We start from the raw sequence: 24,149 nt of genomic DNA, 5'->3' as shown, positions 1-24,149 counted from the left end.
CCACTACAACTGGCATCGCCCGCATCACGGTGTCGATGGAAAGGCTCCGATGTCTAGGCTCAAGTTTTCACGCAACAACCTCTTGAAACATCACAGCTAATCCGCCCTACGTGCCTCCCAGGTTGGGAGATTGGCGTGGCCCGCTATTAAAACGCGGTGTCCACGCGCACGTACATCGAGCGGCCGTTCATGCCGATCGGGCAGGTTTCCCAGCAGCGGGTGAAGCCCAGTTTCGGGAAGTCGCCGCCGTTGGTCCATTCCGACGGCAGTTCGTTGAACACGTTGTTCACGCCGACGCTGAGGAACGTGCGCTTGGTGAAGCCATACCGCACCGACGCGTCAACCAGCCATTTGGCGTCCCACGTCTGCAGGGGGCTGAAGCTTTGCGCCTGCACTTCGCCATAGTAATTGGCGCGGGTGTTGATGTTCCATGGGCCAGCCGTGTAGTCGGCCGCCACCACGTGGTGCTTGCGCGGCTGGCCGCGCTCGATCAACGTGACCTGCGCCTGGTCGAACAGCTGCTCGCCGGTCAGCACCGTCGATGTCGAATGGCGCTTGGTCACCTCGGTCTTGTTGAAGCCCAGTTGACCGGACAGCACCAGCGACGACGCGTCGAACTTGGTGGTGTGCTCGGCGACGATGTCCAGCCCGCGCGTGCGGGTGTCGACCGCGTTGGTGAAGAACTGCGCCTGGCCCACGCCCAGCGGACGCAGGATGTTGGTGATCGGGCCGCCGCCGGCCTCCGGCGCGATCTCGCTGGAGAAGACGATGCGGTCCTTGATCTTGATCTGGTAGGCGTCCACCGTCAGCGACATATTCTTGGCCGGGCGCAGCACCATGCCGACGCTGCCGCTGGTCGAGGTTTCCTCTTTCAGCGGGGCGATGCCGAAGGCTTGCGTGACGGCGCTGCCCTGGCGCGCGGTCAGGGTTTCGGTCAGCACGCCGTTATTCAGGTTGGTCGACACGGAGCTGTAGAACTCCTGCTGCACGCTCGGCGCGCGGAAGCCGGTCGAGACACTGCCGCGGAAGCCGACGGTCTTGGTCGGGTCGTAGCGGGCGCTGAGCTTACCGGTGACGGTGCTGCCGAAGTCCGAGTACTTCTCATAGCGCACGGCGCCGGCCAGCGTCAGGCTATCGAGCGGCTTGTGTTCGGCGTCGAGGAACAGGGCGATGTTGTGGCGGCCCGAATCGACGGCGGTGGCGGGCGTGTAGCCGGGGAAGCCCTGAATGCCCGCCGCCGCCGTCGCGCCGCTCGGCGTGGTGATGGCGATGGCCGGGTTGTTGGTGCGGCCGTACTGGTAGGAGACCGGGTCGCCGGCGACGATCTGGTAGTTGTCGCGGCGGTATTCGAAGCCGGTGGCGATGAAGACGCTGCTGTCGCCGAATTTGACCGGGCCCTTGACGTCGGCGTTGATGGTGGTCTGGTCGAATTTGAGCGTGCCGGTGTCGGCCTGGCGCGGCGAGTCGGCGTAGATGCCGCCGCCCGGTTTCGGCTCGTACCAGTAGCTGGTGTTCAGGCTGTCGGACTCGTGGAACGCCAGTTCGCTGGCGCCGTGGTTGATGCTGATGTCGGCCTTCCAGTCGTTGGCCAGGTCGCGCCGGTAGCCGAACGCGAACGAGGCGTCCTTGATGTCGGTGTGGATGGCGGGCAGGAAGCCGTTCGGGTAGACCGCCGAGACGGTGCGGTCGTCGCCGGCCGAGCGGAAGAAGCCGAACGAGTCGCTCTTGCGCTTGGACAGGCCGCCGAAGGCATAGAACTCGCTGCTCTTGTCGATCGGGATGGCGCCGTTCCACCAGAAGTAGGTGTCGCGGGTGTCGCTGTCGCCCAGGTGCTGGGTCACGCGCGGCGGGCTGGCGCGCAGCGAGTCCGGGCCGGCGCGGTTGGTTTCGCCGCGCTTGCGCGCCTCGGCGGTCAGATTGAGGAAGCCGCCGTCCTGGCCCAGCGCGAAGCCGGTGTTGGCGCTGGCCGAGTACAGGTCGCCGTCGCCCTCGGAGGTGGTGCCGTAGGTGCCGCTGAGCGAGGTTTCGCTGACCTGCGACTTGAGCACGATGTTGATCACGCCGGCGATGGCGTCGGAGCCGTATTGGGCGGCGGCGCCGTCGCGCAGCACCTCGATGCGCTGGATCGCCGCCAGCGGAATGGCGTTGATGTCGGTGCCGGCCGAGCCGCGTCCGACGGTTTGCTGGACGTTGACCAGCGCTTGCTGGTGGCGGCGTTTGCCGTTGATGAGCACCAGCACCTGGTCCGGCCCGAGCGAGCGCAGGGTGGCCGGACGGATGCTGTCGGTGCCGTCGCTAACGAAGGTGCTCGAGAAGTTGAACGACGGGTCCAGCGTTTGCAGCAGCTTGCCCAGTTCCAGCGGGCCGGCCGTTTGCATGTCCTTCAGGCTGATCAGGCCGACCGGGGCCGACGTGTCGAGCGCCGTTTTGGCGACCGTGCGCGAGCCGAGGACGACGACCTGCTGCTCCTTGGCCAGCTGCTCGTCGGCGGCGGCCTGGGTTTGCGCCAGGCCCGGACCGGCCACCAGCAGCAGGATCGCGCTGGCCAACAGCGTGCGCTTGAATTGAGGTGCTCTTGTCATGTATTTCTCTCTTGGTTTTGTGGGGACGCCGCGGGTAGCGGTCGTTGAGAAAATACTATCTTGAGGCGTCGCACGGCCGCAACGCGGCATGCACCAACTTGTTGCGGAATGTGTACGATTGCTAATATTGCTCGCGTTATGCAAGGATGTGGCGTAATCTGGCCGACGGCCCGCGCGGCGCGCGCCACAAAACGGTGCGAAACTGTGGCGCGCCTGCATCGGTATGTGGCGCTTGCATATCGATAGGCGGAAAAACGCGCGTCGCCGGTGCGTTCGATCCGCACCAATCCAACCCCGCCAGCATTCACCTGGAAGCATGCCGCGCCGCTTGGGGTCGGACCCCGTGCGGGGTCCGACCCCGCTTGGCCGTCCGGGTTATTGCTGGTCCAGCATCCAGCCTTTGAGGCCGTTGACCCACGACTTGGCGGGCAGGTTCAGGCTCTTTTTGATGGCGCCGGCGCGCTCGTACAGCACCGCGAAATCGATCACCGGCGACTGCTTGAACGCGATCACGACGATATTGGCGTCGTGGACCTCGGGCAGCCACACCACGGCGTCGAACACCGCCTCCATCGCCTGCAAATTCTTGTCGTAGTTGGAGAAGTCGCCGAACACGTTGGTGGTCATGACGCCGCCGTCGCCCAGGCAGTCGTGGCAGGCCTGGTAGAACTCGGGCGAGTCGAGCACCGGCCCGCGCGCCTCCTCGTCGTACAGGTCGACCTGCAGCACGTCGACCGTGCCGTGGTTGGCCGGGTCGAGCACGAAGTCCAGCGCGTTCATCTCCATCACGTTGAGGCGCTCGTCGTTCGGCGGCAGGCCGAATTGCGCGCCGCAGATGGCGATGACGTTGGGATTGAGCTCGACCGCCGTCACGCGCGCCTTGGGCAGGCGGCGGTAGCAGAACTTGGTCAGCGCCGCGCTGCCCAGCCCCAGTTGGACGATGTGGCGCGGGCTGTCGTTAAACAGTAACCACATCATCATCATCTGCACGTATTCGAGCTCGATGTTGTCGGGTTTGGACAGGCGCATCGCGCCCTGCACCCAGGAGGTGCCCAGGTGCAGGCTGCGCACGCCCTCGAATTCGGTGATGGTGGCCGGCGGATGGCCGGGCTGGTCGTAGCGGGTGGTGTTGGGGGCGGACTTGGAAGACATCCCGCCAGTTTAACAGGTCAACTAGCAGGCCAGCGGCAGGATGATGGTCACCGCCAGCCCGCCGCCGTCGCGGTTGGCCAGGGTGATGCGCCCGCCGTGGGCCTCGGCGATCTCGCGCGCCAGCGCCAGGCCCAGGCCGGTGCCGCTGCGCTTGGTGGAGTAGAACGGCACCAGCGCGTTGGTCAGCACGGCGTCGCTCATGCCCGGGCCGCGGTCGTGGACGTCGATGCGCACCGCCCCGTGCAGGCGGCGCACCTCCAGGCCCACCTGGCCGGCGGGCGAACCCGATTCGTGGGCGTTCTTGAGGAGGTTGAGCAGCGCCTGTTCCAGCTGCGCCGCGTCGAACGCGCACGGCTCGGCCGGCGGCTCCCCGGCCAGCGTGAATTCCACCTGCTCGGCCAACTGCGCCAGGAACGCCGGCCAGTGCCGCGGTTCCAGCCGCGGCGCCGGCAGCTTGGCGAAGCGCGCGTAGCCGAGGATGAAGCTCTCCAGATGGCGGGTGCGCTCCTCGATCGTGGCCAGGATCTGCGGCAGGCGTTCGGTCTGGCCGCGCCGCACCAGCTCCGCGCCGGAGTGGGCCAGTGACGTCAGCGGCGCGAGCGAGTTGTTCAACTCGTGGCTGATCACGCGGATGACTTTTTTCCACGTCTGCACCTCCTGCCGGCGCAGCTCCATCGTCAGTTGGCGCAGCAGCAGCAGCTCGTGGCGCCGCCCGTTCAGATTAAAGCTGCGGCGCGCCAGATGGTAGACCTCCTCGCCGTCGACGTCGTCGGCCTGGTCGCCGCCGGCGCGGGTGGTGAACAGGCCGTCGCCGCCGCGCGCCATCGCCTCCACCAGCGCCGGCGAGGCCTTGGCCAGCACCTCGTCGAGGCGGTGGCCTTCGAGCTTGCGGCCCTCGTTGAGCAGCTGGCGCGCGGCGATGTTGGCGTACACCACGGGGCCGGCCTCGCTCACCAGCAGCATCGCCACCGGCGTGTTCTGCACCATCGTGTCGAGCAGCAGCTCGCGCTGGACCAGGTCGAGGCGCTGCCGGCGCAGCACGTCGCCGAGCGCGTTGTGCGCGGCCACCAGGTCGCTCAGTTCATCGTTCTGCGGCCAGTGCAGGCTGAATGAAAAATCGCCGTCCTGGTAGCTGGTGACGGTGCCGGTCAGCGCGCGGAACAGCGAGAGCATGTGGCCGAGCTGCGAGCGGATCGTGATGATCGAGATCGGCAGCACGCACAGCAGGCACACCGCCAGCACCATGCCGGGCTTGTCGGGGAAAAAGTGGGTCAGGGCCAGCGCGATCAGGGTGCCGACGGTGAGCAGGGTGCCGATCAGCGCCGTCCAGCGCGTCAGCAGCGAAAGGCGCAGGCCGCGCGCTTCGGTCGTTGGCGCCGCCATCAGGAGCGGGCGATGCCCAGCCGCTCCATGCGGCGGTACAGCGCCTGGCGCGACAGCCCCAGTTCGGCCGCCGCCTGCGCCACCACGCCGCCGGCGCGGCTCAGGGCCAGGCCGATGGCGTCGCGGTCAGGTTCGCGCGTGCCGTCCTCGATGGCCGCCGCGGCGGCCGCCGGCAGACCGAGGTCGCCGACCTTGATGGTGTCGCCCTGGGCCAGCAGGCCGGCGCGCGCCATGACGTTTTTTAGCTCGCGCACATTGCCCGGCCACGGGTGCGCCAACAGCGCCGCCTGCGCCGACGGATGCAGCTGCAGCGGGCGCTGCGCGCCGAGGAAATGGCGCGCCAGCGGCAGGATGTCGGCCGGGCGCCCGGCCAGCGGCGGCAGCCGCAGCTCGATCACGTTGAGGCGGTAGAACAGGTCCTCGCGGAAGCTGCCGGCCTTGATCATCGCCTGCAGGTCGGCGTTGGTGGCGCTGACCACGCGCACCTTGACCTGGCGTTCGCGGTTCGAGCCGAGGCGCTCGAAGCGGCCCGTCTCCAGCACGCGCAGCAGCTTCATTTGGCCGGCCAGCGGCAGGTTGCCGATTTCGTCGAGGAACAGGGTGCCGCCGTCGGCCGCCTCGAACTTGCCCTCGCGCGCCTTGGAGGCGCCGGTGTAGGCGCCCGCCTCGGCGCCGAACAACTCGGCCTCGATCAATTCGGACGGCAGCGCGCCGCAATTGAGCACCACGAACGGGCCGTCGCGCACCGAGGAATTGGCCTGGATGATGTTGGCGATGCATTCCTTGCCGGTGCCGTTGGGGCCCGAGATCAGCACCGGCACGTCGGCGCGCGCGACCTGGCAGGCCAGGTGCACCACGCGCTCGGTGGCCGGGTCCTGCCACACCATGCCGCGCAGGTCGTAGCCGCGTTCGAGCTCGCGCCGCTGGCGCAGCTCCGTTTGCAGCCGCTGGTGCAGCGCGCGCTTGGTCAGACCCAGTTCAATCAGGTTGTTGACGGTGGCGATCAGGCGGTTGTCGTCCCACGGCTTGGCCAGATAGTCGGCGGCGCCGGCCTTGACCAGGTCGACCGCCGCGTCCAGATGGGTCCAGGCGGTCAGCAGGATCACCGGCAGGTCCGGGTGGCGCTGGCGGATGGCGCGGAACAGCGCCGTGCCCTCCTCGCCGGAGGTGGTGTCGGCGCTGAAGTTCATGTCCTGGATCACCAGGTCGACCGGCTGGCGCGCCAGCAGCGCCAGGCCGGCTTCGGGCGAGGCGGCGCGCACCGCGTCGATGTCGTGCAGCGAAAACAGCACTTCAAGGGCGATGGCGACGGCGGCGTTGTCGTCGATTATCAGTACGGTAGGCATGACGCTAGCATAACATTGTATGCGTGTTCCAACCCGGAACCGAGCCAGGGGTCGTACCCCGCACGGGGTACGACCCCGCGACTACGCGCGTCGTGCGTCTCGTGCGCAGGTCCGGGGTGGAGGTCACGCGCTGCGGGTGGCGGTGGCCGGCGAGATGGTGGCGGCGCGCCACGCCGGCCCGTACACGGCGGCCACGCCCAGCGCCAGGAACACGCCGGCGCCGGCCAGCAGGTAGCCGGCCGGCAGGCGCGCCATTTCCAGCTTGCTGACCAGGAGCTGGTTCAGGCCCAGCGCCAGCAGCACGCCGCCGGCCACGCCGACGCCGGTGATCATCACGTTCTCGGTGACGAAGTAGCGCAGGATGTCGATCCGCCGCGCGCCCAGCGCGCGCCGCACGCCGATTTGCTTGCGCCGCTGCGTCACCCACAGGCTGGCCATGCCGACGATGCCGCTGGCGGTGATCAGCAACAGCAGCACGCTGACCGTCACCAGCATCCACGACATGGCCTTGTCGGCGCGGTAGCGGGTGGTGCGCAGTTCGGTCATGGTCTTGACCTTGACGATCACCGGCGTCGGCGAGGCGGCCGTCAGCGCCGCCTTGACCTCCTTGATCACGCGGTCGAGCTGTCCCGGCTCGGCGCGCACGGTATAGGCGTTGACGTCTTCTCCGGTCAGGCGCACCGGCACCAGGGTCGAGTACTCGCCGCTTTCCTTGATCTCCGCGCCCGGCGTTTGCAGCTTCTCGACCACGCCGACCACGCGCACGTCCTTGGCGTCGTTGCCGGACCCGAAGAAGAAGGTCTTGCCGACGAAACTGCTCTGTCCAGGCCACAGCTTCTCGCCCAGCGCCCGCGTGATGATGACGATCTTGGCGAAATCGTTGCTGGTGTTCTGGTCGATCTCTGGCACTTCGCTCGGCACGAAATCGCGCCCCTCGACCAGTTGCAGGCCCCAGGTCTTGATCAGGGAATCGCCGCCGAAGTAGGTTGTGGTCTGGGTGATGGTCTTGAGCTGCTTGCGGTCGATCGACAGGCTGCTGTAGTTGCCGGAGCGGGACAGCGGCATCTGGCTGGTGCCGGCCACCGACATCACGCCCGGCACCGCGCGCAGCGTGGCCGTCTCGGCGCGCTGCACCGCCAGCTGGTCGGCGTGGCCGCCGTATTTGAGGTGGCGGATCTGCAGGCTCAGGACGTCCTGTTCGTTGGCGATGCCGCTGGCGCGCGCCGACACGGCCTGGCGCACCTGCACGATGTGCAGCGCGTTGGACAGGATGGCGAGGCTCAGCGCCACCTGCACGGCCACTAGAATAGGGCCGGTCTTGTTGCGCAATAGCGCGGAGAGGATGGGACGGATTTCCATGATCGGGTCTCTGGTTTTTCGCTTATTGGGATTTGAGCTGCAGCGCCGGCGTGACCTGGCAGGCGCGCCAGGTTGGCAGCAGCCCGGCCAGCACCGCCGACAGCACGGCCAGCGCGAAGGTCGTCAGCAGCATGATCCAGTCCATGTGCGCGACCACCGTAAGCGCCTTCGACTGCATGGCGATCAGCGCCAGCGCGCCGAACGCCAGCAGCAGCCCGAGCGCGCCGCCGGCCAGGCCGACCACCGTGGTCTCGATCAGGAACTGGTGGAAGATCTCGCGGCGCGAGGCGCCCAGCGCGCGGCGGATGCCCACTTCGGCGGCGCGCACGGAGAACTTGGCCAGCAGCAGGCCGATCGTGTTGACCAGGCACAGGATCAGGAAGCCGAACGCCAGCCAGGCCGACAGCTTGCTGTCGTTGGCGACCACCTTCAGGTAATCGAGCCATTCGCGCACGTCGTACAGCATGTTGGGGGCGTTGCGCTTGAGCCGTCCCAGCTTGCGCTGTTCGATGGCGTAGCTATCGAGGAAGCTTTGCAGTTCGGCGCGATCGGCGCCGCTGCGCGTCTCGAACCAGAACTGGATCCACGTGCATTCGGAGTCGAGGAAGGCCTGGAAGCCGGGGCCGTAGTCGCTGCTGCAGCTGGTGCTGCCGTTGCGCTGCATCTCGTGGCGGATGGCGTTGGCGAACGGGATGTACAGATCCTCCTCCTCGCCGAAGGCACTGTCGTTGCCGATGACGCGGTGGAAGCGCGGCACCACGTTCCACGTATCGAGCACGCCGACGATCTGGTACTGGAAGCCGCCCATGGTCACGCGCTGTCCGACCGGGTCGGTGTCGCCGTACAGTTTTTCGGACAGCTTGCGGCTCAACACGACGACGTCGGCGCCGGCCTTGTCGTCGGCCGGACTCCAGCCCTGGCCGTGCAGGAAGGGGGCCTCGAACATGTTGAAGAAATCGCCGCCCGGCGCGATGCCGCCCGCGGTGAACACGCCGATGTCCTTGCGCGCCGGCTCGACCGAGACGGCGATGCCGTAGATGGCGGTGCGGCGCTCGCCGGCCTTGCTGCCCAGCAGATTGGCGGCGTCGCGATAGCTGATCTGCTTGTCGTTGGGGCCGTCGGCCGGCGACCAGCCCTCGAGCGGGCCGTTGTCGATCAGCGGCACGAACAGGCGGTCGCTCTTGCCGGGGATCGGATCGCCCGACATCACGTGCAGGATGGTCAAGGTGGCGATGCTGGCGGCGACGCCGATGGCCAGGGTCAGCACCATCAGCGCGGTCAGTGCCGGATTGCGGCGCAAGCTGCGCAGGCCAAGCAGGAAGTAGTATTGGAACATGCGGGTCCCCTCAGGCGACATGCGACTTGCCGTCGCCGGCATTGGCATTGGCATCGAACAGCGACGGCGCCTTGCGCATCAGGTCCGACACCTGGCCGTCGATGATGTGGACGTTGCGCTGCGAGCGCACCGCCAGCTCGGGATCGTGGGTGACCATCAGGATGGTGGTGCCCTGGGCGTTGATCTCCTCGAGCAGCTCCATGACGCCGCGCGCCATCTGCGTATCGAGGTTGCCGGTCGGTTCGTCGGCCAGCAGCAGCTTGGGCGAGCCGGCCAGCGCGCGCGCGATCGCCACGCGCTGCTGCTGGCCGCCGGACAGCTCGGCCGGATAGTGCTTCATGCGCGAGGCCAGGCCGACCTTGGACAGCGCGTCCTCGATGCGCTCCTTGCGCTCGGCGGCGTTGAAGCCGCGGTAGCGCAGCGGCACGTCGACGTTGTCGAACAAGGACAGGTCCGGGATCAGGTTGAAGCCCTGGAAGATGAAGCCCAGCTTCTCGTTGCGCAGGCGCGAGCGGGCGTTGTCGTCCATGCCCTTGACGTTGATGCCGTCGAGGATGTACTCGCCGTCGGTGAACTCCTCCAGCAGGCCGGCGATGTTGAGGAAGCTGGTCTTGCCGGAGCCGGAAGGGCCGGTGACGGTGACGAACTCGCCCTGCTTGACGTTGATCTCGAAGCCGCGCAGCGCGTGCGTTTCGATCATGTGGGTGCGATAGACTTTGCTCAGGTTTTGCATGCGCAGCATAATGGATTCCTTCGGACTGGTGTCGAGTAAATTAGTTGTTAATCGAGACGCGCGCCGCGTTCTCGAACGTTTCGCTGCCGGCGATGACGATCTTGTCGCCTTGTTTCAGGCCGCCGAGGATCTCCACGGCGGAGACGCTGGTGGCGCCCATCTTGATCGGGGTGCGGATGGCGATGCCGTCGCGCACCACGTAGGCGAAGCGGCCGCCCTCGGATTCGACGAACGGGCCGCGCTGCACCATCAGCGTGTTGGGTTTTTCGTCGATCAGCAGGCGCGCGGTGACGCGCTGGTTCTGGCGCAGGCCGGCCGGCTGGGCGCCGTTGAAGCGCACCCGCGCCAGCACCTGGTTCTTGACCACCTCTGGCGACAGCGCCGACAGCTTGCCGCTGGCGATGCCGGTGCCGACGTTGATCTCGGCGCCCATGCCCAGGCCGATGTCGGCCACGTAGGTCTCGGGCACTTCCAGCTCCACCTCCAGCTTGGACAGGTCGACCAGCGTCATCAAGGGCGTGTTGAGCGGCACCACGCTGCGGTTGGCCACCGACAGCGTGCCGATGAAACCGTCGACCGGCGCGCGCACCGTCAACTCGTCGACGCGGCGCTGGGCGTTCGACAGCACCATGCGCTGCTGCTCGAGCTGTTTGATCTTGGAGGTCAGCTCCAGCGCCACGTTGTCGCTTTCCAGTTCGGCCGCCTGGCGGGCGTGGCGGGCGCGGATCTCGGCCGAATTGAGCGCGTCCTTGGCCTTCTGGTAGTCGATCTTGGCGACGATGCCGTCGTTGGCCACGGCGTCGTAGCGCTCCAGCGTGCGCTGGGCGGACAGGCGCTCGATTTCGGCGGTGTCGGCGTCGCGCCGCGCCAGCAGCTTTTGTTTGCGCGCCAGGATCTTCTGGCGTTCGACGTCGGCCTCGATCTGCGCGTAGGCCGATTGTTCGCGTTTGAGCGCGTCCGACAGGTCGGGCGATTCGAGCACCGCCAGCACGTCGCCCTTTTTAACGGTGTCGCCGGCGGCGGCCTTCAGCGTGACGGTGGCGGCGGACGTCGAGTACAAGGTGGGGCTGATGGCGGCGACGATGCGGCCGTTGACGGCGGCGTCGCGGATCAGGGTGCCGCGCGTGACCTCGGCGATGCGCAGGCGCGACATGCTGACCGACTGTTCGCTGCCGCGCCAGGTGTGGAACAGCCAGTACGCCACCGCCAGCAGGGCGATGGCGCCGGCGGCGATGGCGAGGCGGCGCTTGGCCGCGTGGCCCCTGGGGGCGGCGATGACGGCGTCTTGGCTGGAGGTGTCGCGGATCATGGTGGTCATTGAGAAAAAGATACGGCATGCTTTGCAGGATTCGTGCCAATCCCTAAGTGCTTGAATCGGCAGGGATTTGCCGCTCCGTCCGCTGTCCGGAGTGTCCGGTTTGTCCGAGGCCGCGTCCGCTCCGGTTGATATTTTGCCAATTGGAACGATATGCGGGTGACTTAACCTTTTATCTTTTTGTTTATGACTTTGATCGACAGGCTTACCCGGTTTCTGCTTCCCGCCATGCCGGCCGGCGACATCGCCGATTATCCGTTTGTCGCCAGCGACGTCGCGCTGTACCACCGCACGTTGCACGGTGGCGGCGGCGCGCTCGACGCGCAAACGTGGGACGACATGCTGCTGCCGCAATACAGCGCGCAACTGGCGCGCGGCACCAGCATCCTCGGGCAGCAGGAGCTGCACCGCCGCCTGCACGCGCCGGCCGATGGCGGCGTGGAGGTCGCCGCGTCCGCCGCGCGGGTGCGGACGTTGCTGGACGACGCCGGACAGCGGGCGCTTTTGCTGACGGCCTGCGAGGGCCTGCGCCGCGCCGACCGCGAGGTCAGCGAGACCCTGTTCGGCGCGGCGCCGGCGCCGGTGCCGCGCTGGGCGCCGTACCTGGCGTGGCTGCCGGTGGCGTTTCTGCTGTCGGCCGTGCTGGCGCTGGTCAGCGGCTTCTTGCCGCTGTGGGGCGTGACGCTGGGATTGTGGTTGTCGCTGTCGCTGGTGCAGATGCGCTTTGGCGAGGCGGCGTCGGAATGGGGGCGCATCCTCAAGACGCTGCAGCAGATGCTGCGCGCGCACACGCTGCTGTCCAAAATCGACAGCGCGTTGACGGCCGGCTTGCGCGACGACGCGGCGCGCGCCGGCAAGGTCAATCGGGGCATCGGCCGCTCGCCGATGGCCGATCTGCCGGGCGCGCGCGAATACGCCGACTGGCTTTGGTTGATGAACATCCGCCACTACTTCAACAGCCGCGAGGTGGTGCGGGCCAACCTCGATCTGCTGCGCGCCAGTTTCCGGCGGATCGCGGCGCTGGAGGCCGATCTGGCGCTGGCGCGGCATTTGGCCGACGCGCCGCGTTATTGCTGGGCGCAGCAGGGACCGGACGTGGCGATGACCAACGCCGTGCATCCGCTGCTGGCCGAACCGGCGCCGCTGTCGTTCGCGTTCGAACGGCGGGGCGCTTTCATCTCGGGGCAGAACGGCATCGGCAAGAGCACCTTGCTGCGCACGGTGGGGCTGAATCTGATCGTCGCCCGCGCCTTTGGCTTCAGCTATGCCGACCACGCCGTCACACCGGCGCTGCCGGTCTACTCCAGCATGCAGAACGAGGATGCGCTGGAAGGCGGCGAGAGCCTGTACATCGCCGAGCTGCGGCGCGCCAGGGAGCTGCTGGCGCTGGCCGCGCGGGCGCCGGCGATCTTCATCATCGACGAGATCTTCCGCGGCACTAACCATCTGGAATCGATATCGGCCGCCGCCGCCGTGCTGCATACGCTGTCGGCTTCCGGGCGGGTGCTGGTGTCGTCGCACAACCTGGTGTTGGCGCCTTTGCTGGCCGATGCGCTGGCGCCGTGGTGCGTCGGCCGGGTGGACGGACAACTGCGGCTGGGGCCCGGGGTGCTGAAGGAAACCAACGGCATCGCGCTGCTGGCCTCGCGCGGCTTCGACGCCGCCATCTCGGCCAAGGCCAACCGCGTCCACGGCTGGCTGAGCGAGTACATGGCCCATCCGGCCGACTGCGAGACGGTGTTGGGATGAAAAGTACGCGCAAGGAGTGCTAAAAGTTGAACATTGTACGAATTTCTGTACAATGTTTTTTTGTACCTGCTGACATTTCCTGGAGTTTAAGAAAGGCCATTTTTATGAACATTCTAACTTTTAGCGAGGCCAGGGCCGGACTGAAAGCTGTGATGGACGATGTATGCAACGACCACAGCCCGACAGTCATCACCCGCCAGAGCGGGGAACCGGTCGTGATGTTGTCGCTGGCGGATTTCAACAGCATCGAGGAAACCCTGTATTTACTTGGTTCCCCGAAAAACGCCAGCCGCTTGCTTGAATCGTTTGAACAGCTGAAGGCCGGCAAGGTCCAAATTAGGGAGCTGGGCCGGAATGAAAAAAACAAAAGCAAGCAACAAAGAACAGGCTAGGAATGCCGTTGTCGCTTTTACCGACATCGGATGGGAGGATTACCAATACTGGCAAAGGGAAGACCCGAAGCTAAGCGACAAAATTAACGACCTCATTGATGCTTGCATCGCCGATCCTTTCAAAGGCATCGGTAAGCCGGAGCCGCTCAGGGGCAATTTGGCAGGGCTGTGGTCGCGCCGCATCGACCGCGAGCACCGTTTGGTCTACGCGGTAGTTGACGGCATCATTTACGTCGCGGCCTGCCGTTATCATTATTAAACCGCTTTTCGTCAAATGAATGAATCGCCGACGGCCAGCAACCTAACTGGAAATACAAGAACTGTTAGCCGCCGGCGCGCCGCGCCGCCCAACCCGTCGCCCGGCGTCGTGTCTAATACACGCGAAGCTAAGTAAAACGCATTTTTCATCGCCCGAATGTCAATTTCTTGGTATATTCGACCTTCACATTATTGCCAAATGGCAATGGTAACTGATCTATGCGGGGGAAGCGATGAACAATGTGACTGTGCGGGCGAGTTTGTTGGGGGTGCTGTTGCTGTTTGCCGGCATGCTGGTGGTCGGCGCGGGGCTGGGCCTGTACGCGTTGAAGCAGTCCAACCAGGCGATCGCCACGGTGCACCAGATCGGCTCGCAGGTCATCACCATCAACGACGCCTACAAGGACACCACGCGCACCCGCTCGGCCCTGACGCGCGCCTACACCATTGTCAAGGACAGCGGCGGCAAGGACAACCGCGACTCCGCGCTGGCCAGCGCCGCCAAGTCGTACCAGCGCACGCTGGACTTCCTCGACAAGTACGAGAAGGCGCCCGCCTATCCGGGCCAGGACGCGCAGCTGAAGGCCGCCCTGATCGAGTCGGGCCGGGCGCTGTCCCGCGTGCTCGAGCGCGCCTCCGCCGCGCTGACGCGCGACGACACCGATACCTACACCACCATCAACACCAAGGAGCTGACGCCGACCGGCGCCGCCTTCTCGGCCCAGCTGGAGAAATACCAAAAGCTCAGCGACGAACAGATCACTGAACTGATGGACGGCGGCGCGCGCGAATACACGCTGGTCAAATGGCTCGTCGCGCTGGGCCTGATCGTGGCGCTGGCGCTGGTGGTCGGCGTGCACCTGCTGCTCAAGTCCATCGTGCTGCACCCGCTCGAACGCGCCGTGGCGCTGCTCGACCAGGTGGCGCGCGGCGACCTGACCGCCCACATCAACGACAGCGGCGAGAACGAGATCAAGCGCCTGCTGGTGGCGATCGGGCGCATGCAGCAGGATCTGCTGTCGACGGTGTCGCGCGTGCGGCGCGGCGCCGAGGTGATCAACATCGGCTCGCAGGAGCTGGCGGCGGGCAACATGGAACTGTCGTCGCGCACCGAGACGCAGGCCAGCTCGCTCGAGGAGACGGCCGCGTCGATCGAGGAGCTGACCAGCACCGTCAAGCAGAACTCGGAGAACGCCCAGCACGCGCGCACGCTGGTCGAGGGCGCCTCGAGCACCGCCGCCCAGGGCGGCGAGGTGATGCACGAGGTGGTGACGACGATGAACGACATCAACGAGTCGTCGCGCAAGATCGTCGACATCACCGGCGTCATCGACGGCATCGCCTTCCAGACCAACATCCTGGCGCTGAACGCGGCGGTCGAGGCGGCGCGCGCCGGCGAACAGGGACGCGGCTTCGCCGTGGTCGCCAGCGAGGTGCGCAACCTGGCGCAGCGCTCGGCCGCCGCCGCCAAGGAAATCAAGCTGTTGATCGACAAATCGGTGGAGAAGATCCAGCTCGGCACCACGTTGGTCGAGCGCGCCGGCACGACGATGAACACCTTGGTGGGCAACGTGCACCAGGTCACGCAGATCGTCGGCGAGATCGCCATCGCCAGCCGCGAGCAGAGCGAGGGCATCGACCAGGTCAACCAGGCGATCGCGCAGATGGACCAGGTCACGCAGCAAAACGCGGCGCTGGTGGAGGAGGCGGCCGCCGCCACGCAATCGCTGCAGGACCAGGCCGGCGAACTGGCGCAAACGGTGAGCATCTTCAAGATCGACGAGGCGCGCGCGGCGGCCGGCGCGGCCACCCGGCGGCTGGCGCTGGCCTGAGGCCCGGTTCACCAATGTTCGCTTGACATCGGGGGCGGGGAATTCTATTATTTCTGTAACGACAGAAATGAAAGAAATCCATGATCCTCGCGCCGACCATCCAAAAATACATCCTGCACTGGGGCGAGATGGGCACGCGCTGGGGCGTCAACCGCACGGTGGCGCAGATCCACGCGCTGCTGTTCCTGTCGAACCAGCCGCTGCCGGCCGAGGAGATCGCCGAGACGCTGGCCGTGGCGCGCTCCAACGTCAGCAACAGCCTCAAGGAGCTGCAAAGCTGGGGCCTGGTGCGCATCACCCACCTGGCCGGCGACCGCCGCGACCACTTCGTCGCGCTGCAGGACGTGTGGGAGGTGTTCCGCGTCATCGTCGAGGAGCGCAAGAAGCGCGAGATCGACCCGACCCTGACGGTGCTGCGCGAATGCGCGCTCGAGGCGGAGCACGACCCGGCGCTGGAGCCGGCCACCAAGGTCAAGATGGAGCAGGTGCTGGACTTCCTCGAAATGCTCACCGCCACCTACGGCGACTACAAGCACCTGCCGCCGGCGACCCTGCGGCGCTTCCTGAAGATGGGCGGCAAGGTCGCCCGCCTGCTCGGCGGCGACGACAAGGCGGAGGCGGGCAAATGATGATCCCGTCCGAAGGCGAACTGTTTAAAAAGATCCTGGGCCGGGAATGGGGCAAGCTGCATCCGGATATCCAGGCCCGCTTCGACAAGAACCCCTTGCCCGGCAAGTCGCTGTATTACACGGGCCATTTGTCCGAGCTGACTTGTTCGCGGCTCGGCCGCGTGCTCGGGTATCTGAGCATGCCCTTCGTTAAGGGCGCGCTGATGCCGTATAACGACGCCGACTTCCCGGTCGATATCGAAGTCTACTCGAAGCGCGATTGCGCCTGGATCTTCAAGCAGCGCACCTACCGCCTCAACGCCCGCAAGCCGGTGATGTTCACCTCCTACATGGCCGAAAGTCAGCAAGGGGAGGTGCTGGAATACGTCGGCGCGGGACTGGGCATGAAGCTGGTGCTCGATGTCCGGGACGGCAATCTGCACTTCGAAAGCGACGGTTATTTCTGGGAGCTGTTCGGCGTTCGCGTTCCGCTGCCCGCTTGGCTCACGCCGGGCAAGACCTTCCTGTGCCATCGCAATAACAACGCCAACCAGTTCGACATCCGCATCGAGATACGGCATGCGCTGTTCGGCACCACATTCACCCAGGCGGGCGTATTCAGGGAGGTGACCGCATGAACACCCATTTACTGGCGTTGCAACTGATGGCCTTCCAGGGCTGCCTCGGCGCCTTCGACACGCTCTACCACCACGAATTGACCGAAGCGCTGCCGGGGCGACCCAGCGCGCGGCGCGAACTGTCGATCCACGCGACGCGCGCGCTGATATATAGCGCGATGTTCATCGGGCTGTCCGCGTGGTCGTTTCAAGGCGCGTGGGCGGCGGCGCTGCTGCTGGTGTTCGCGGTCGAAATCGTGCTGACGTTGTGGGACTTCGTGGTCGAGGACCGTACCCGCCTGCTGCCGGCGACCGAGCGCGTCACGCACACGGTGCTGGCGATGAACGGCGGCGCCTTCATCGCGCTGCTGGCGTTGAACACCCCGGCCCTGCTGGCGCTGCCGACGGCGCTGGTGTGGCAGCCGCAGGGCGCGTTGAGCGTTTTCCTCGCGCTGTGCGGGGTCGGCGTGGGCTTGTCCGGCCTGCGCGACGCCTGGGCCGCGCGCGCCATCGGCAAGCTGGCGCTGCGGGAGGCCGGGGCGCCAGCCACGCGCTTCGCGGACGGCGAGCGCGGTTTCCTGGTGACCGGCGCCACGGGCTTCATCGGCCAGCGCCTGGTGCGCGCCTTGCTGCGCGACGGCCACCGCGTCACGGTGCTGAGCCGCCAGCCGCGCCAGGCGGCGTGGCTGTTCGAGGGCCGGGTCGAGTGCGTGGAGAGCATGGACCGCTTGCCGTCGTCGCGGCGGATCGACGTGGTCGTCAACCTGGCCGGCGCGCGCATCCTGGGCTGGCGCTGGACGGCCAAGCGGCGCGCCGCGCTGCGCAAGAGCCGTATCGACTTGACGCGCAAGGTGGTCGACTGGATCGGCGCGGCCGAGCACAAGCCGGCGCTGCTGTTGTCGGCGTCGGCCATCGGCTACTACGGCATCCAGCGGCGCGGCGACGACACGGTGCTGACCGAGGCGGACGGACCGCAACCGATGTTCATGTCCGACCTGTGCCGCGAATGGGAAGAGGCCGCGCAAGGGGCGGCGGCGCACGGCGTGCGCGTCGCGTGCATGCGCTTCGGGCTGGTGCTGGGCACGCAGGGCGCGCTGCCGATGATGCTGTTGCCGGTCAAGCTGGGGCTGGGCGGGCCGCTGGGCGGCGGCGCGCAGTGGTTGTCGTGGATCCACGTCGACGACCTGATTGGCGGCATCGCCCACCTGTGCCGCGCCGGCGGCAGCGGCAGCGGCGCCTACAACTTCACGGCGCCGGAAAGCGTGCGCCAGGCGGGGTTCAGCCGGGTGGCCGCGTCGGTGCTGGGGCGGCCGTACGGGTTCCCGACGCCGGGCTGGCCGATGCGGCTGGCGCTGGGCGAGCAGGCCGATCTGTTGCTGGAGGGGCAGCGCGTGGCGCCGCAGCGGCTGCTGCGCGAAGGCTACGCGTTCCGCCATCCGACCCTGGACGGCGCGCTGCGCAGCCTGGTCTAACCGTGCGTTAAGCCGATTTTCGTAGGGCGGATTAGGCGGAACGCCGTAATCGGCCATCGATGAGCCGCCGACGGCGCATGGCGGATTACGCTGCGCTAATCCGCCCTACGTGATTCCGATGTCCGCTTAACTTTGCGGCACTAGGACTTAACCCCGGAATATGGAGGCTGTATGAAAGTGCTGGTGATCGGTGCGACGGGATTGATCGGCGGCCATGTGCTGCGTGCCTTGCGCGCGGCCGGTTGCGCGGCCGTCGGCGCGAGCCGCCGCCGTCCGCCCGGCGCGCGCGCCGACGATTGGCTGGAGCTGGACTTCGGCGCCATGACGCGGGAGCGCGACTGGCTGCCGCTGCTGGCCGGCGTGGACGCCGTCGTCAACTGCGTCGGCATCCTCCGCGAGGCGCGCGAGGGCGATTTCGACCGCCTGCACCGCGCCGCGCCGGTGACGCTGTTCGCCGCCTGCGAGCGGCTCGGCGTGCGGCGCGTGGTGCAGGTGTCGGCGCTGGGTAGCCATCCCGACGCGGCCACCGCCTACTGGCGCAGCAAGGGCGCGGCCGACGCCGACCTGCTGGCGCGCCGGCTCGACGCCACCGTCGTCCGGCCGTCGCTGGTGTACGGCGACGATGGCGCCAGCAGCGTCATGTTCCGCATGCTGGCCACGCTGCCGCTGCTGGCGATGCCGATGGCGCACGGCGCCCGGGTGCAGCCGATCCATGTCGACGATCTGGCGGCGCTGCTGGTGCGGCTGGTCATGCATGAGGGCGAAACGCCCCGCGAGCTGGCCGCAGTCGGCCCGCGCGCGCTGACGATGGCGGACTACCTCGACGCGCTGCGCGACGGCATGGAGGCGCCATCGGCGCTGGTGCTGGATTTGCCGATGCCGGTCGCGCGGCTGGTGGCGCGGGTGGCCGGCGCGATGCCATCGAGCGCGCTGACGCCGGAATCGTTGCTGATGCTCGAGCGCAGCGCCGACGGCGGCAACAGCGCCGACGCCGGCCCCGTCGCCGCGCTGCTGGGCCGGACCCCGCGCGACCCGGCCCGCTTCACGCGGCCGGCCCAGCGCATCGTCGCCGTGTGGTCGTGGGGCGCGCGACTGGTCGCGGTGGCGATGGCGATACTGTGGCTGGTGACCGCGTATGTGTCTTGGTTCGCCTGGCCGCACGCCGAGAGCACGGGATGGCTGGGCGCGTGCGGCGTGCCGCCCGTCTGGCGGGAACCGATGCTGCTGGCGGCCAGTCTGACCGATGCCGCCGTCGGCGTGCTGCTGCTACTGCGCCCGCGCCGCTGGCTGTGGGCGTTGCAGCTGGCGCTGGTGGGCGGCTATACGACGGTGATGAGCGTGTGTCTGCCGCATTTCTGGCTGCATCCGTTCGGCCCGCTCAGCAAGAACCTGCCGCTGCTGGCGATGATGGCGGTAATGTGGCGCCTGAGCGCCAGGAAGGATTGAAATCATGGAATACCTGGCAATCAAATGGGCGCACATCCTGTCGGCCACGCTGATGTTCGGCACCGGTTTCGGCACGGCGTTTTATATGTTCTTCGTCAACCGCACGCGCAATGTGCAGGCGATCGCGGTGGTCACGCGGCTGGTGGCCAGGGCCGACTGGTGGTTCACCACGCCGTCGGTGATCGTGCAGCCGCTGTCGGGTTTCTGGATGATCCACCTGGGCGGCTTCGCGCTGTCGTCGCGCTGGATTGTCTGGTCGTTCGCGCTGTACTTGCTGGCCGGCGCCTGCTGGCTGCCGGTGGTGTGGCTGCAACTGAAGATGCGTGACATGGCAGCGCATGCCGCCGCCAACGGCGCGCAACTGCCGGCGCGCTACTGGCGCTACGAGAAAATCTGGACCGCGCTCGGCTTCCCGGCCTTCATCGGGTTGCTGGTGGTGTACTGGCTGATGGTGCACAAGCCTGCTTAAACTCCGGGGTCAGGTCTAACATTTCTACACGGGCTGGGCTGTAAAGGCGCGATACGGCCGGGCACGTGTAGCAATGTTAGACTTGACCCCGACTTCTAGACGTGGGCGGTCGCTATAGCGGCACGACCGTGCCCAGCCAGCCGTCGTCGTCGCGGGCGATGACCAGATATTCGCCTGGGCCGTCGGCCCGCGCCAGCAGCGGGCCGCCGGCCGCCCACACGGCGCTGCCCCCGGCGACATCGTAGCCGCCGGACGGCGCGGCGTGATTGGCCATCAGGACGCCCATGCCGAAGTCGGCCGCGTACTGTTGCAGCAGCGCGGCGTCGCGCTCGTAGCCGCCCCTGGAGATCAGCACGCCGGCCAGGTACAGCGATGCTCCCGCTTCGGCCGCCGCCGCGGCGTGGGCGCGGTGCGTGGTGTCGGCGCAGATCGCCAGCGCGTAGCGGCGGCCGTTGATCGCGTCGCCATGCGCCTCGATCGGGCCGGCCTGGACGTATCGCTCTTCGCCGGCGTGCAGATATTGTTTGCGGTAGACGGCGGACGTGCCGTCCGGCCGGTAGGCGAAGGCGGCGATGTAAGGCGGCGCCTCGCCACCGCCGGCCAGCGGCGCGCCGACCACCACGGTCATGCCGGCGGCGATGGCGGCCTCGCGGATCGGCGCCAGCCGGTCGTCGTCCGGCGCGAGCGCAAGGTCGCGCAGCAACGGCAATTCATATCCGCTCAGCGACAACTCGGGAAACACCAGCAGTTCGGCGCCGTGCGCGCGCGCCGCGTCGATGAATCGCAGGTGGATGCGGACGTTCGCCCGCAGGTCGCCGGCGACCGATGGCGATTGCGCCGCGGCGATGCAAATAGCCATGATTATTTTTCCCTTTCTAAAATCAACCCGGGGTCAGGTCCGGCAATGCTACACGTGCTCGGCGATACCGCGCCTTTACAGCCTAGCTCGTGTAGAAATGGTGGACCTGACCCCGGAGTTTATTTCTCCTGCGTCAGCGGCTTGCCCTTGTCGATCACTTCGCGGCAGTCGCCCTTGAAGCTGGCGTTGTCGTAGTTGCTCCAGCCGTAGCTGTCGACGTGGCGCTGGTGCGGCTTGAAGCGCTTGCTGATGAAGCTCCATTCGAGCCGCTCGTCGGCGTAGCCGATGTCGCCCAGGTCGAGCAAGGTGTGGAAGATGTTTTCCGTCGCCAGCCTGGCCTTGCGGTGGCGCAGCAGCTGTTTGACCTTGTCCGGGTAGCGCTCCCGGTACGCGTCCGAATACCACACCAGCGCCGGCACGTGGAATTCGAACTGCGTGTTGTGACCGTGGAAGGCGAGGCGGCAGCTGCCGTCGTACAGGGTCTGGCCGTGGTCGGCCACGTACATCATCGATGTCAGCTCCGCCGTGTCCTTGAGCTGCCCGATTACCTGCGACAGGAACCAGTCCGTGTACAGGATCGAGTTGTCGTAGCTGTTGTTCATCTCCGGCTTGATCCGGATGTCGGTGTGCACCGGCTTGTCGACGCCGTACAGCGAAGGCTGCCATTGGTCGAACTCCTTGGGATAGCGCTGGCCGTAGTTCCAGTGGCTGCCCAAGGTGTGCAGCACGATCAGCTTTTTCGGCGCCGGGTCGGCGATCGCGCGCCGCAGCGGTTCGAGCAAAATCTGGTCGAGGTTGGAGCGCTCGTTGTAGCCGCCCAGGTTCATGAACTGGATCACGTCGGCCTCCTTGGCGAACACCGATACCGGCGTGTCGAATTGGCCGAACGAGATCTGGTTCGACAACCACCAGGTCTTGAAGCCGGCCTCCTTGTAGGCGGTGAGGAAGGATTTCTCCGAGAACCCTTCCTTCAGGCTTTGCATCGCCGGCTTGCGCGAGACGATGACCGGGATCGATAGCCGCGTCGCCGAGACCGCCGTGATGACGTCGCTCAGCGTCACGAGGTTGGGCTCCCGGCGCAGCAGCGGCGTGGTGTCGCGCGCGTAGCCGTTGACGCCCCAGCGGTCGTAGCGCGACGATTCGCCCAGCACCATGACGACGATCTCCGGCCGGCCGTTCGGCTCCGGCTGGTGCGCGTGGAAGTGGAAGGCGCTGCTGCGCTGCCCCAGCCGCGCCAGGTAGAGCCGCTCCTTGTAGAAGTCCAGCCCGCGCGCCGGCAGCCCGAGCGGCCACGACGCGGCGAAGTCGCCCAAGCCGAGCGGCGCGCGCCCGTTCGCCGCCAGTCCCGCCAGCACCCCTAATATACAGAGCGCGATCCAGCGGCTTTTTCCGCGCCAGGCCAGTTGCGGACTGCGGCGCGCCGCCAGCCAGAGCGCCAGCCACCAGCCGAGCACGCCCAGCATGACGGCCGCCATCAGCCAGATCTTGTTGCCGAGAAACTCCATCGCCTCCTTGGGGCTGCTTTCGGCGATGATGCCCAGGTGGTGGGTGGAGATGCCCTGGCCGTAGTACAGGATCAGGTAGAGCTCGGTCGGCAAGGCCAGCAGCGCCGGCAGCAGCAGCCAGTGGAACCAGGCCGGGCGCTGGAACACGGCCCACACCGCCACCCAGGCCAGCAGTTCGGCGGCGAGCACGCGCCACAGGTCCGGCACTTGCCGTCCCAGCAACAGCGGCAGGCACGGCACCAGCGACAGCAGCAGGTAGCTGGCGAGCACGAACAGCGGGGCGGCGGGCGGGGACGGGGACGGTACGGGGAAGAGGCGGCGCATTCCAGAAGCAATTTGTGTTAATGTTTGCCATTATCAAGCGTTTCCTTGCCTCTGGGCCAGTTTTTACGGCCCGGCGACGGCGCCCGCCGCCGCGAAAAAGTTTGACGGGTCATCCGATCACGTCTATACTCGCGAGTTCTCTATTTAGTCTGCGCATCGTATACGCTGTTTCAGGCCGCTCCCCGCGAGTGGCTATTCGCGCCTCCGCTGCACATTTAGAAGAGACTAGGTTTTAGTCCCCGGACATGTTGTCCGGGTGTTCAACGTTGTTATTTAGTTGGGTTTAGAACGATGCCAACCATCAATCAACTGATTCGCAATCCACGCGTCGCCCTGACCGTGAAAAGCAAATCGCCGGCGCTGGAAAACAGCCCGCAAAAGCGTGGTGTTTGCACCCGTGTGTACACCACCACTCCTAAGAAGCCTAACTCGGCTTTGCGTAAAGTCGCCAAAGTGCGTCTGACCAACGGTTTCGAAGTCATTTCGTACATCGGCGGTGAAGGCCACAACCTGCAAGAGCACAGCGTTGTCCTGCTGCGCGGCGGCCGCGTAAAAGATTTGCCGGGTGTGCGTTACCACATGGTTCGCGGTGCACTGGATACCCAGGGCGTCAAAGACCGTAAGCAAGCCCGCTCGAAATACGGTACCAAGCGCGCCAAGGCTGGTAAGAAGTAATCTGCATTAAAAACAAAAGTTTTCGCTCGGTGGCAGCTAGCTAAGTGAATGTAATCGACCGCAACTGGTCGAGTAAGTGGATGGCTATGATGGCCCTCCGCGAGAGTGCGAATCCCATATCTGCGCACCTCAACTGAAGATTGAAAGGAATTGATATGCCACGTCGTCGTGAAGTACCCAAGCGCGAAATTCTGCCGGATCCAAAATTCGGCAACACGGATGTCGCCAAGTTCGTGAACGTTCTGATGCTGTCCGGTAAAAAATCGGTCGCAGAAAACATCATCTACGGTGCCTTCGAGCACATCGCCGCTAAATCCGGCAAAGACCCGCTGGAAGTGTTCGCTACCGCGATCAACAACGCCAAGCCGCTGGTTGAAGTCAAATCCCGTCGCGTCGGTGGTGCAAACTACCAGGTGCCGGTCGAAGTACGCCCAGTGCGCCGTATGGCCCTGTCGATGCGTTGGTTGCGCGAAGCCGCGAACAAGCGCAGCGAAAAATCCATGCCACAACGCCTCGGCGGTGAGCTGATGGAAGCGGCCGAAGGCCGTGGCGGTGCGATGAAGCGTCGCGATGAAGTGCACCGCATGGCTGAAGCGAACAAGGCGTTCTCGCACTTCCGCTTCTAATAAAATCGGCCGGATCCTTCATGGTCTGGCTGTTATCTGTTGTTCGAGGCCGGGCTCATTTTTTACCCAAAAAATGGTGCTCGGTTTTGTCCATTCAAAGATTTAGGAATA

Annotated in this window: 21 protein-coding genes; 11 read left to right on the top strand and 10 right to left on the bottom strand. The window is 66.3% G+C overall.

Annotated elements, in window-relative coordinates; genetic code table 11:
- Positions 1-146: 146 nt before the first annotated feature.
- The 8 genes from JOD97_RS22945 to JOD97_RS22910 all read right to left on the bottom strand — a co-directional run bounded on the left by JOD97_RS22945 (position 147) and on the right by JOD97_RS22910 (position 11,200).
- Positions 147-2,582: a TonB-dependent siderophore receptor gene (locus JOD97_RS22945; RefSeq protein ID WP_209723776.1), complete on the bottom strand. Its 2,436-nt coding sequence runs from the start codon at positions 2,580-2,582 to the stop codon at positions 147-149.
- A gap of 375 nt (positions 2,583-2,957) precedes the next feature.
- Positions 2,958-3,734 (bottom strand): spermidine synthase, encoded by a 777-nt coding sequence (locus JOD97_RS22940; RefSeq protein ID WP_209723775.1) that lies wholly within the window; start codon positions 3,732-3,734, stop codon positions 2,958-2,960.
- 21 nt (positions 3,735-3,755) lie between these two features.
- Complete coding sequence (locus JOD97_RS22935; protein WP_209723774.1) at positions 3,756-5,117, bottom strand: PAS domain-containing sensor histidine kinase; 1,362 nt, start codon at positions 5,115-5,117, stop codon at positions 3,756-3,758.
- The gene (locus JOD97_RS22930) at positions 5,117-6,463 is read right to left on the bottom strand and encodes a sigma-54 dependent transcriptional regulator (protein WP_209723772.1); all 1,347 of its coding nucleotides are present in this window, start codon (positions 6,461-6,463) and stop codon (positions 5,117-5,119) included. Before JOD97_RS22930 ends, JOD97_RS22935 begins: the two co-directional genes overlap by 1 nt.
- A 123-nt stretch (positions 6,464-6,586) precedes the next feature.
- Positions 6,587-7,822 (bottom strand): ABC transporter permease, encoded by a 1,236-nt coding sequence (locus JOD97_RS22925; protein ID WP_209723770.1) that lies wholly within the window; start codon positions 7,820-7,822, stop codon positions 6,587-6,589.
- 22 nt (positions 7,823-7,844) lie between these two features.
- Positions 7,845-9,158 (bottom strand): ABC transporter permease, encoded by a 1,314-nt coding sequence (locus JOD97_RS22920; RefSeq protein WP_209723768.1) that lies wholly within the window; start codon positions 9,156-9,158, stop codon positions 7,845-7,847.
- 10 nt (positions 9,159-9,168) lie between these two features.
- On the bottom strand, positions 9,169-9,900 hold the full coding sequence (locus JOD97_RS22915; protein WP_209723766.1) for an ABC transporter ATP-binding protein: 732 nt from the start codon (positions 9,898-9,900) through the stop codon (positions 9,169-9,171).
- Between the two features lie 31 nt (positions 9,901-9,931).
- The gene (locus JOD97_RS22910) at positions 9,932-11,200 is read right to left on the bottom strand and encodes an efflux RND transporter periplasmic adaptor subunit (protein WP_209723819.1); all 1,269 of its coding nucleotides are present in this window, start codon (positions 11,198-11,200) and stop codon (positions 9,932-9,934) included.
- A 192-nt stretch (positions 11,201-11,392) separates the two neighbouring features.
- Between JOD97_RS22910 and JOD97_RS22905 the strand changes: the two genes are divergently transcribed.
- The 9 genes from JOD97_RS22905 to JOD97_RS22865 all read left to right on the top strand — a co-directional run bounded on the left by JOD97_RS22905 (position 11,393) and on the right by JOD97_RS22865 (position 20,049).
- Positions 11,393-12,955, top strand: a complete 1,563-nt coding sequence (locus tag JOD97_RS22905) for a DNA mismatch repair protein MutS (RefSeq protein ID WP_209723764.1) — start codon at positions 11,393-11,395, stop codon at positions 12,953-12,955.
- A 104-nt stretch (positions 12,956-13,059) separates the two neighbouring features.
- A complete protein-coding gene (locus JOD97_RS22900; RefSeq protein WP_209723761.1) occupies positions 13,060-13,347 on the top strand; it encodes a type II toxin-antitoxin system Phd/YefM family antitoxin in 288 nt (95 codons plus the stop codon).
- Positions 13,310-13,606, top strand: a complete 297-nt coding sequence (locus JOD97_RS22895) for a Txe/YoeB family addiction module toxin (RefSeq protein ID WP_209723758.1) — start codon at positions 13,310-13,312, stop codon at positions 13,604-13,606. The genes JOD97_RS22900 and JOD97_RS22895 overlap by 38 nt, the downstream gene beginning before the upstream one ends.
- Before the next feature lie 232 nt (positions 13,607-13,838).
- Positions 13,839-15,437, top strand: a complete 1,599-nt coding sequence (locus JOD97_RS22890; protein ID WP_209723756.1) for a methyl-accepting chemotaxis protein — start codon at positions 13,839-13,841, stop codon at positions 15,435-15,437.
- Positions 15,438-15,517: 80 nt separating this feature from the next.
- Positions 15,518-16,066, top strand: coding sequence for a GbsR/MarR family transcriptional regulator (locus tag JOD97_RS22885; protein WP_209723753.1), 549 nt, complete (start codon positions 15,518-15,520; stop codon positions 16,064-16,066).
- Entirely contained in the window at positions 16,063-16,683 is a 621-nt protein-coding gene (locus tag JOD97_RS22880; protein WP_209723750.1) for a DUF4166 domain-containing protein, read from the top strand. Before JOD97_RS22885 ends, JOD97_RS22880 begins: the two co-directional genes overlap by 4 nt.
- Entirely contained in the window at positions 16,680-18,134 is a 1,455-nt protein-coding gene (locus JOD97_RS22875; RefSeq protein WP_209723748.1) for a TIGR01777 family oxidoreductase, read from the top strand. The genes JOD97_RS22880 and JOD97_RS22875 overlap by 4 nt, the downstream gene beginning before the upstream one ends.
- 171 nt (positions 18,135-18,305) lie before the next feature.
- Positions 18,306-19,580, top strand: a complete 1,275-nt coding sequence (locus JOD97_RS22870) for an SDR family oxidoreductase (protein ID WP_209723746.1) — start codon at positions 18,306-18,308, stop codon at positions 19,578-19,580.
- Between the two features lie 4 nt (positions 19,581-19,584).
- Positions 19,585-20,049 carry a DUF2269 domain-containing protein gene (locus tag JOD97_RS22865; RefSeq protein ID WP_209723744.1) on the top strand — a complete coding sequence of 155 codons (465 nt, stop codon included), beginning with the start codon at positions 19,585-19,587 and terminating at the stop codon, positions 20,047-20,049.
- Between the two features lie 112 nt (positions 20,050-20,161).
- Here JOD97_RS22865 and JOD97_RS22860 read toward each other — a convergent pair whose 3' ends face one another.
- Both JOD97_RS22860 and JOD97_RS22855 read right to left on the bottom strand, forming a co-directional pair.
- Positions 20,162-20,908 carry a carbon-nitrogen hydrolase family protein gene (locus JOD97_RS22860; protein ID WP_209723742.1) on the bottom strand — a complete coding sequence of 249 codons (747 nt, stop codon included), beginning with the start codon at positions 20,906-20,908 and terminating at the stop codon, positions 20,162-20,164.
- Positions 20,909-21,027: 119 nt separating this feature from the next.
- Entirely contained in the window at positions 21,028-22,737 is a 1,710-nt protein-coding gene (locus tag JOD97_RS22855) for a phosphoethanolamine transferase (RefSeq protein WP_209723740.1), read from the bottom strand.
- Between the two features lie 291 nt (positions 22,738-23,028).
- Here JOD97_RS22855 and rpsL point away from each other — a divergent pair, with 291 nt between their 5' ends.
- Positions 23,029-23,412: a 30S ribosomal protein S12 gene (gene rpsL / locus JOD97_RS22850; protein WP_025603541.1), complete on the top strand. Its 384-nt coding sequence runs from the start codon at positions 23,029-23,031 to the stop codon at positions 23,410-23,412.
- A 155-nt stretch (positions 23,413-23,567) separates the two neighbouring features.
- Entirely contained in the window at positions 23,568-24,038 is a 471-nt protein-coding gene (rpsG, locus tag JOD97_RS22845; protein ID WP_209723738.1) for a 30S ribosomal protein S7, read from the top strand.
- Positions 24,039-24,149 lie beyond the last annotated feature (111 nt).

Source organism: Duganella sp. 1411 (assembly GCF_017833525.1).
GTDB lineage: Bacteria > Pseudomonadota > Gammaproteobacteria > Burkholderiales > Burkholderiaceae_D > Rugamonas.
Note: the sequence above shows the minus strand (reverse complement) of the source record. Positions and strands in the feature narration are given on the sequence as shown.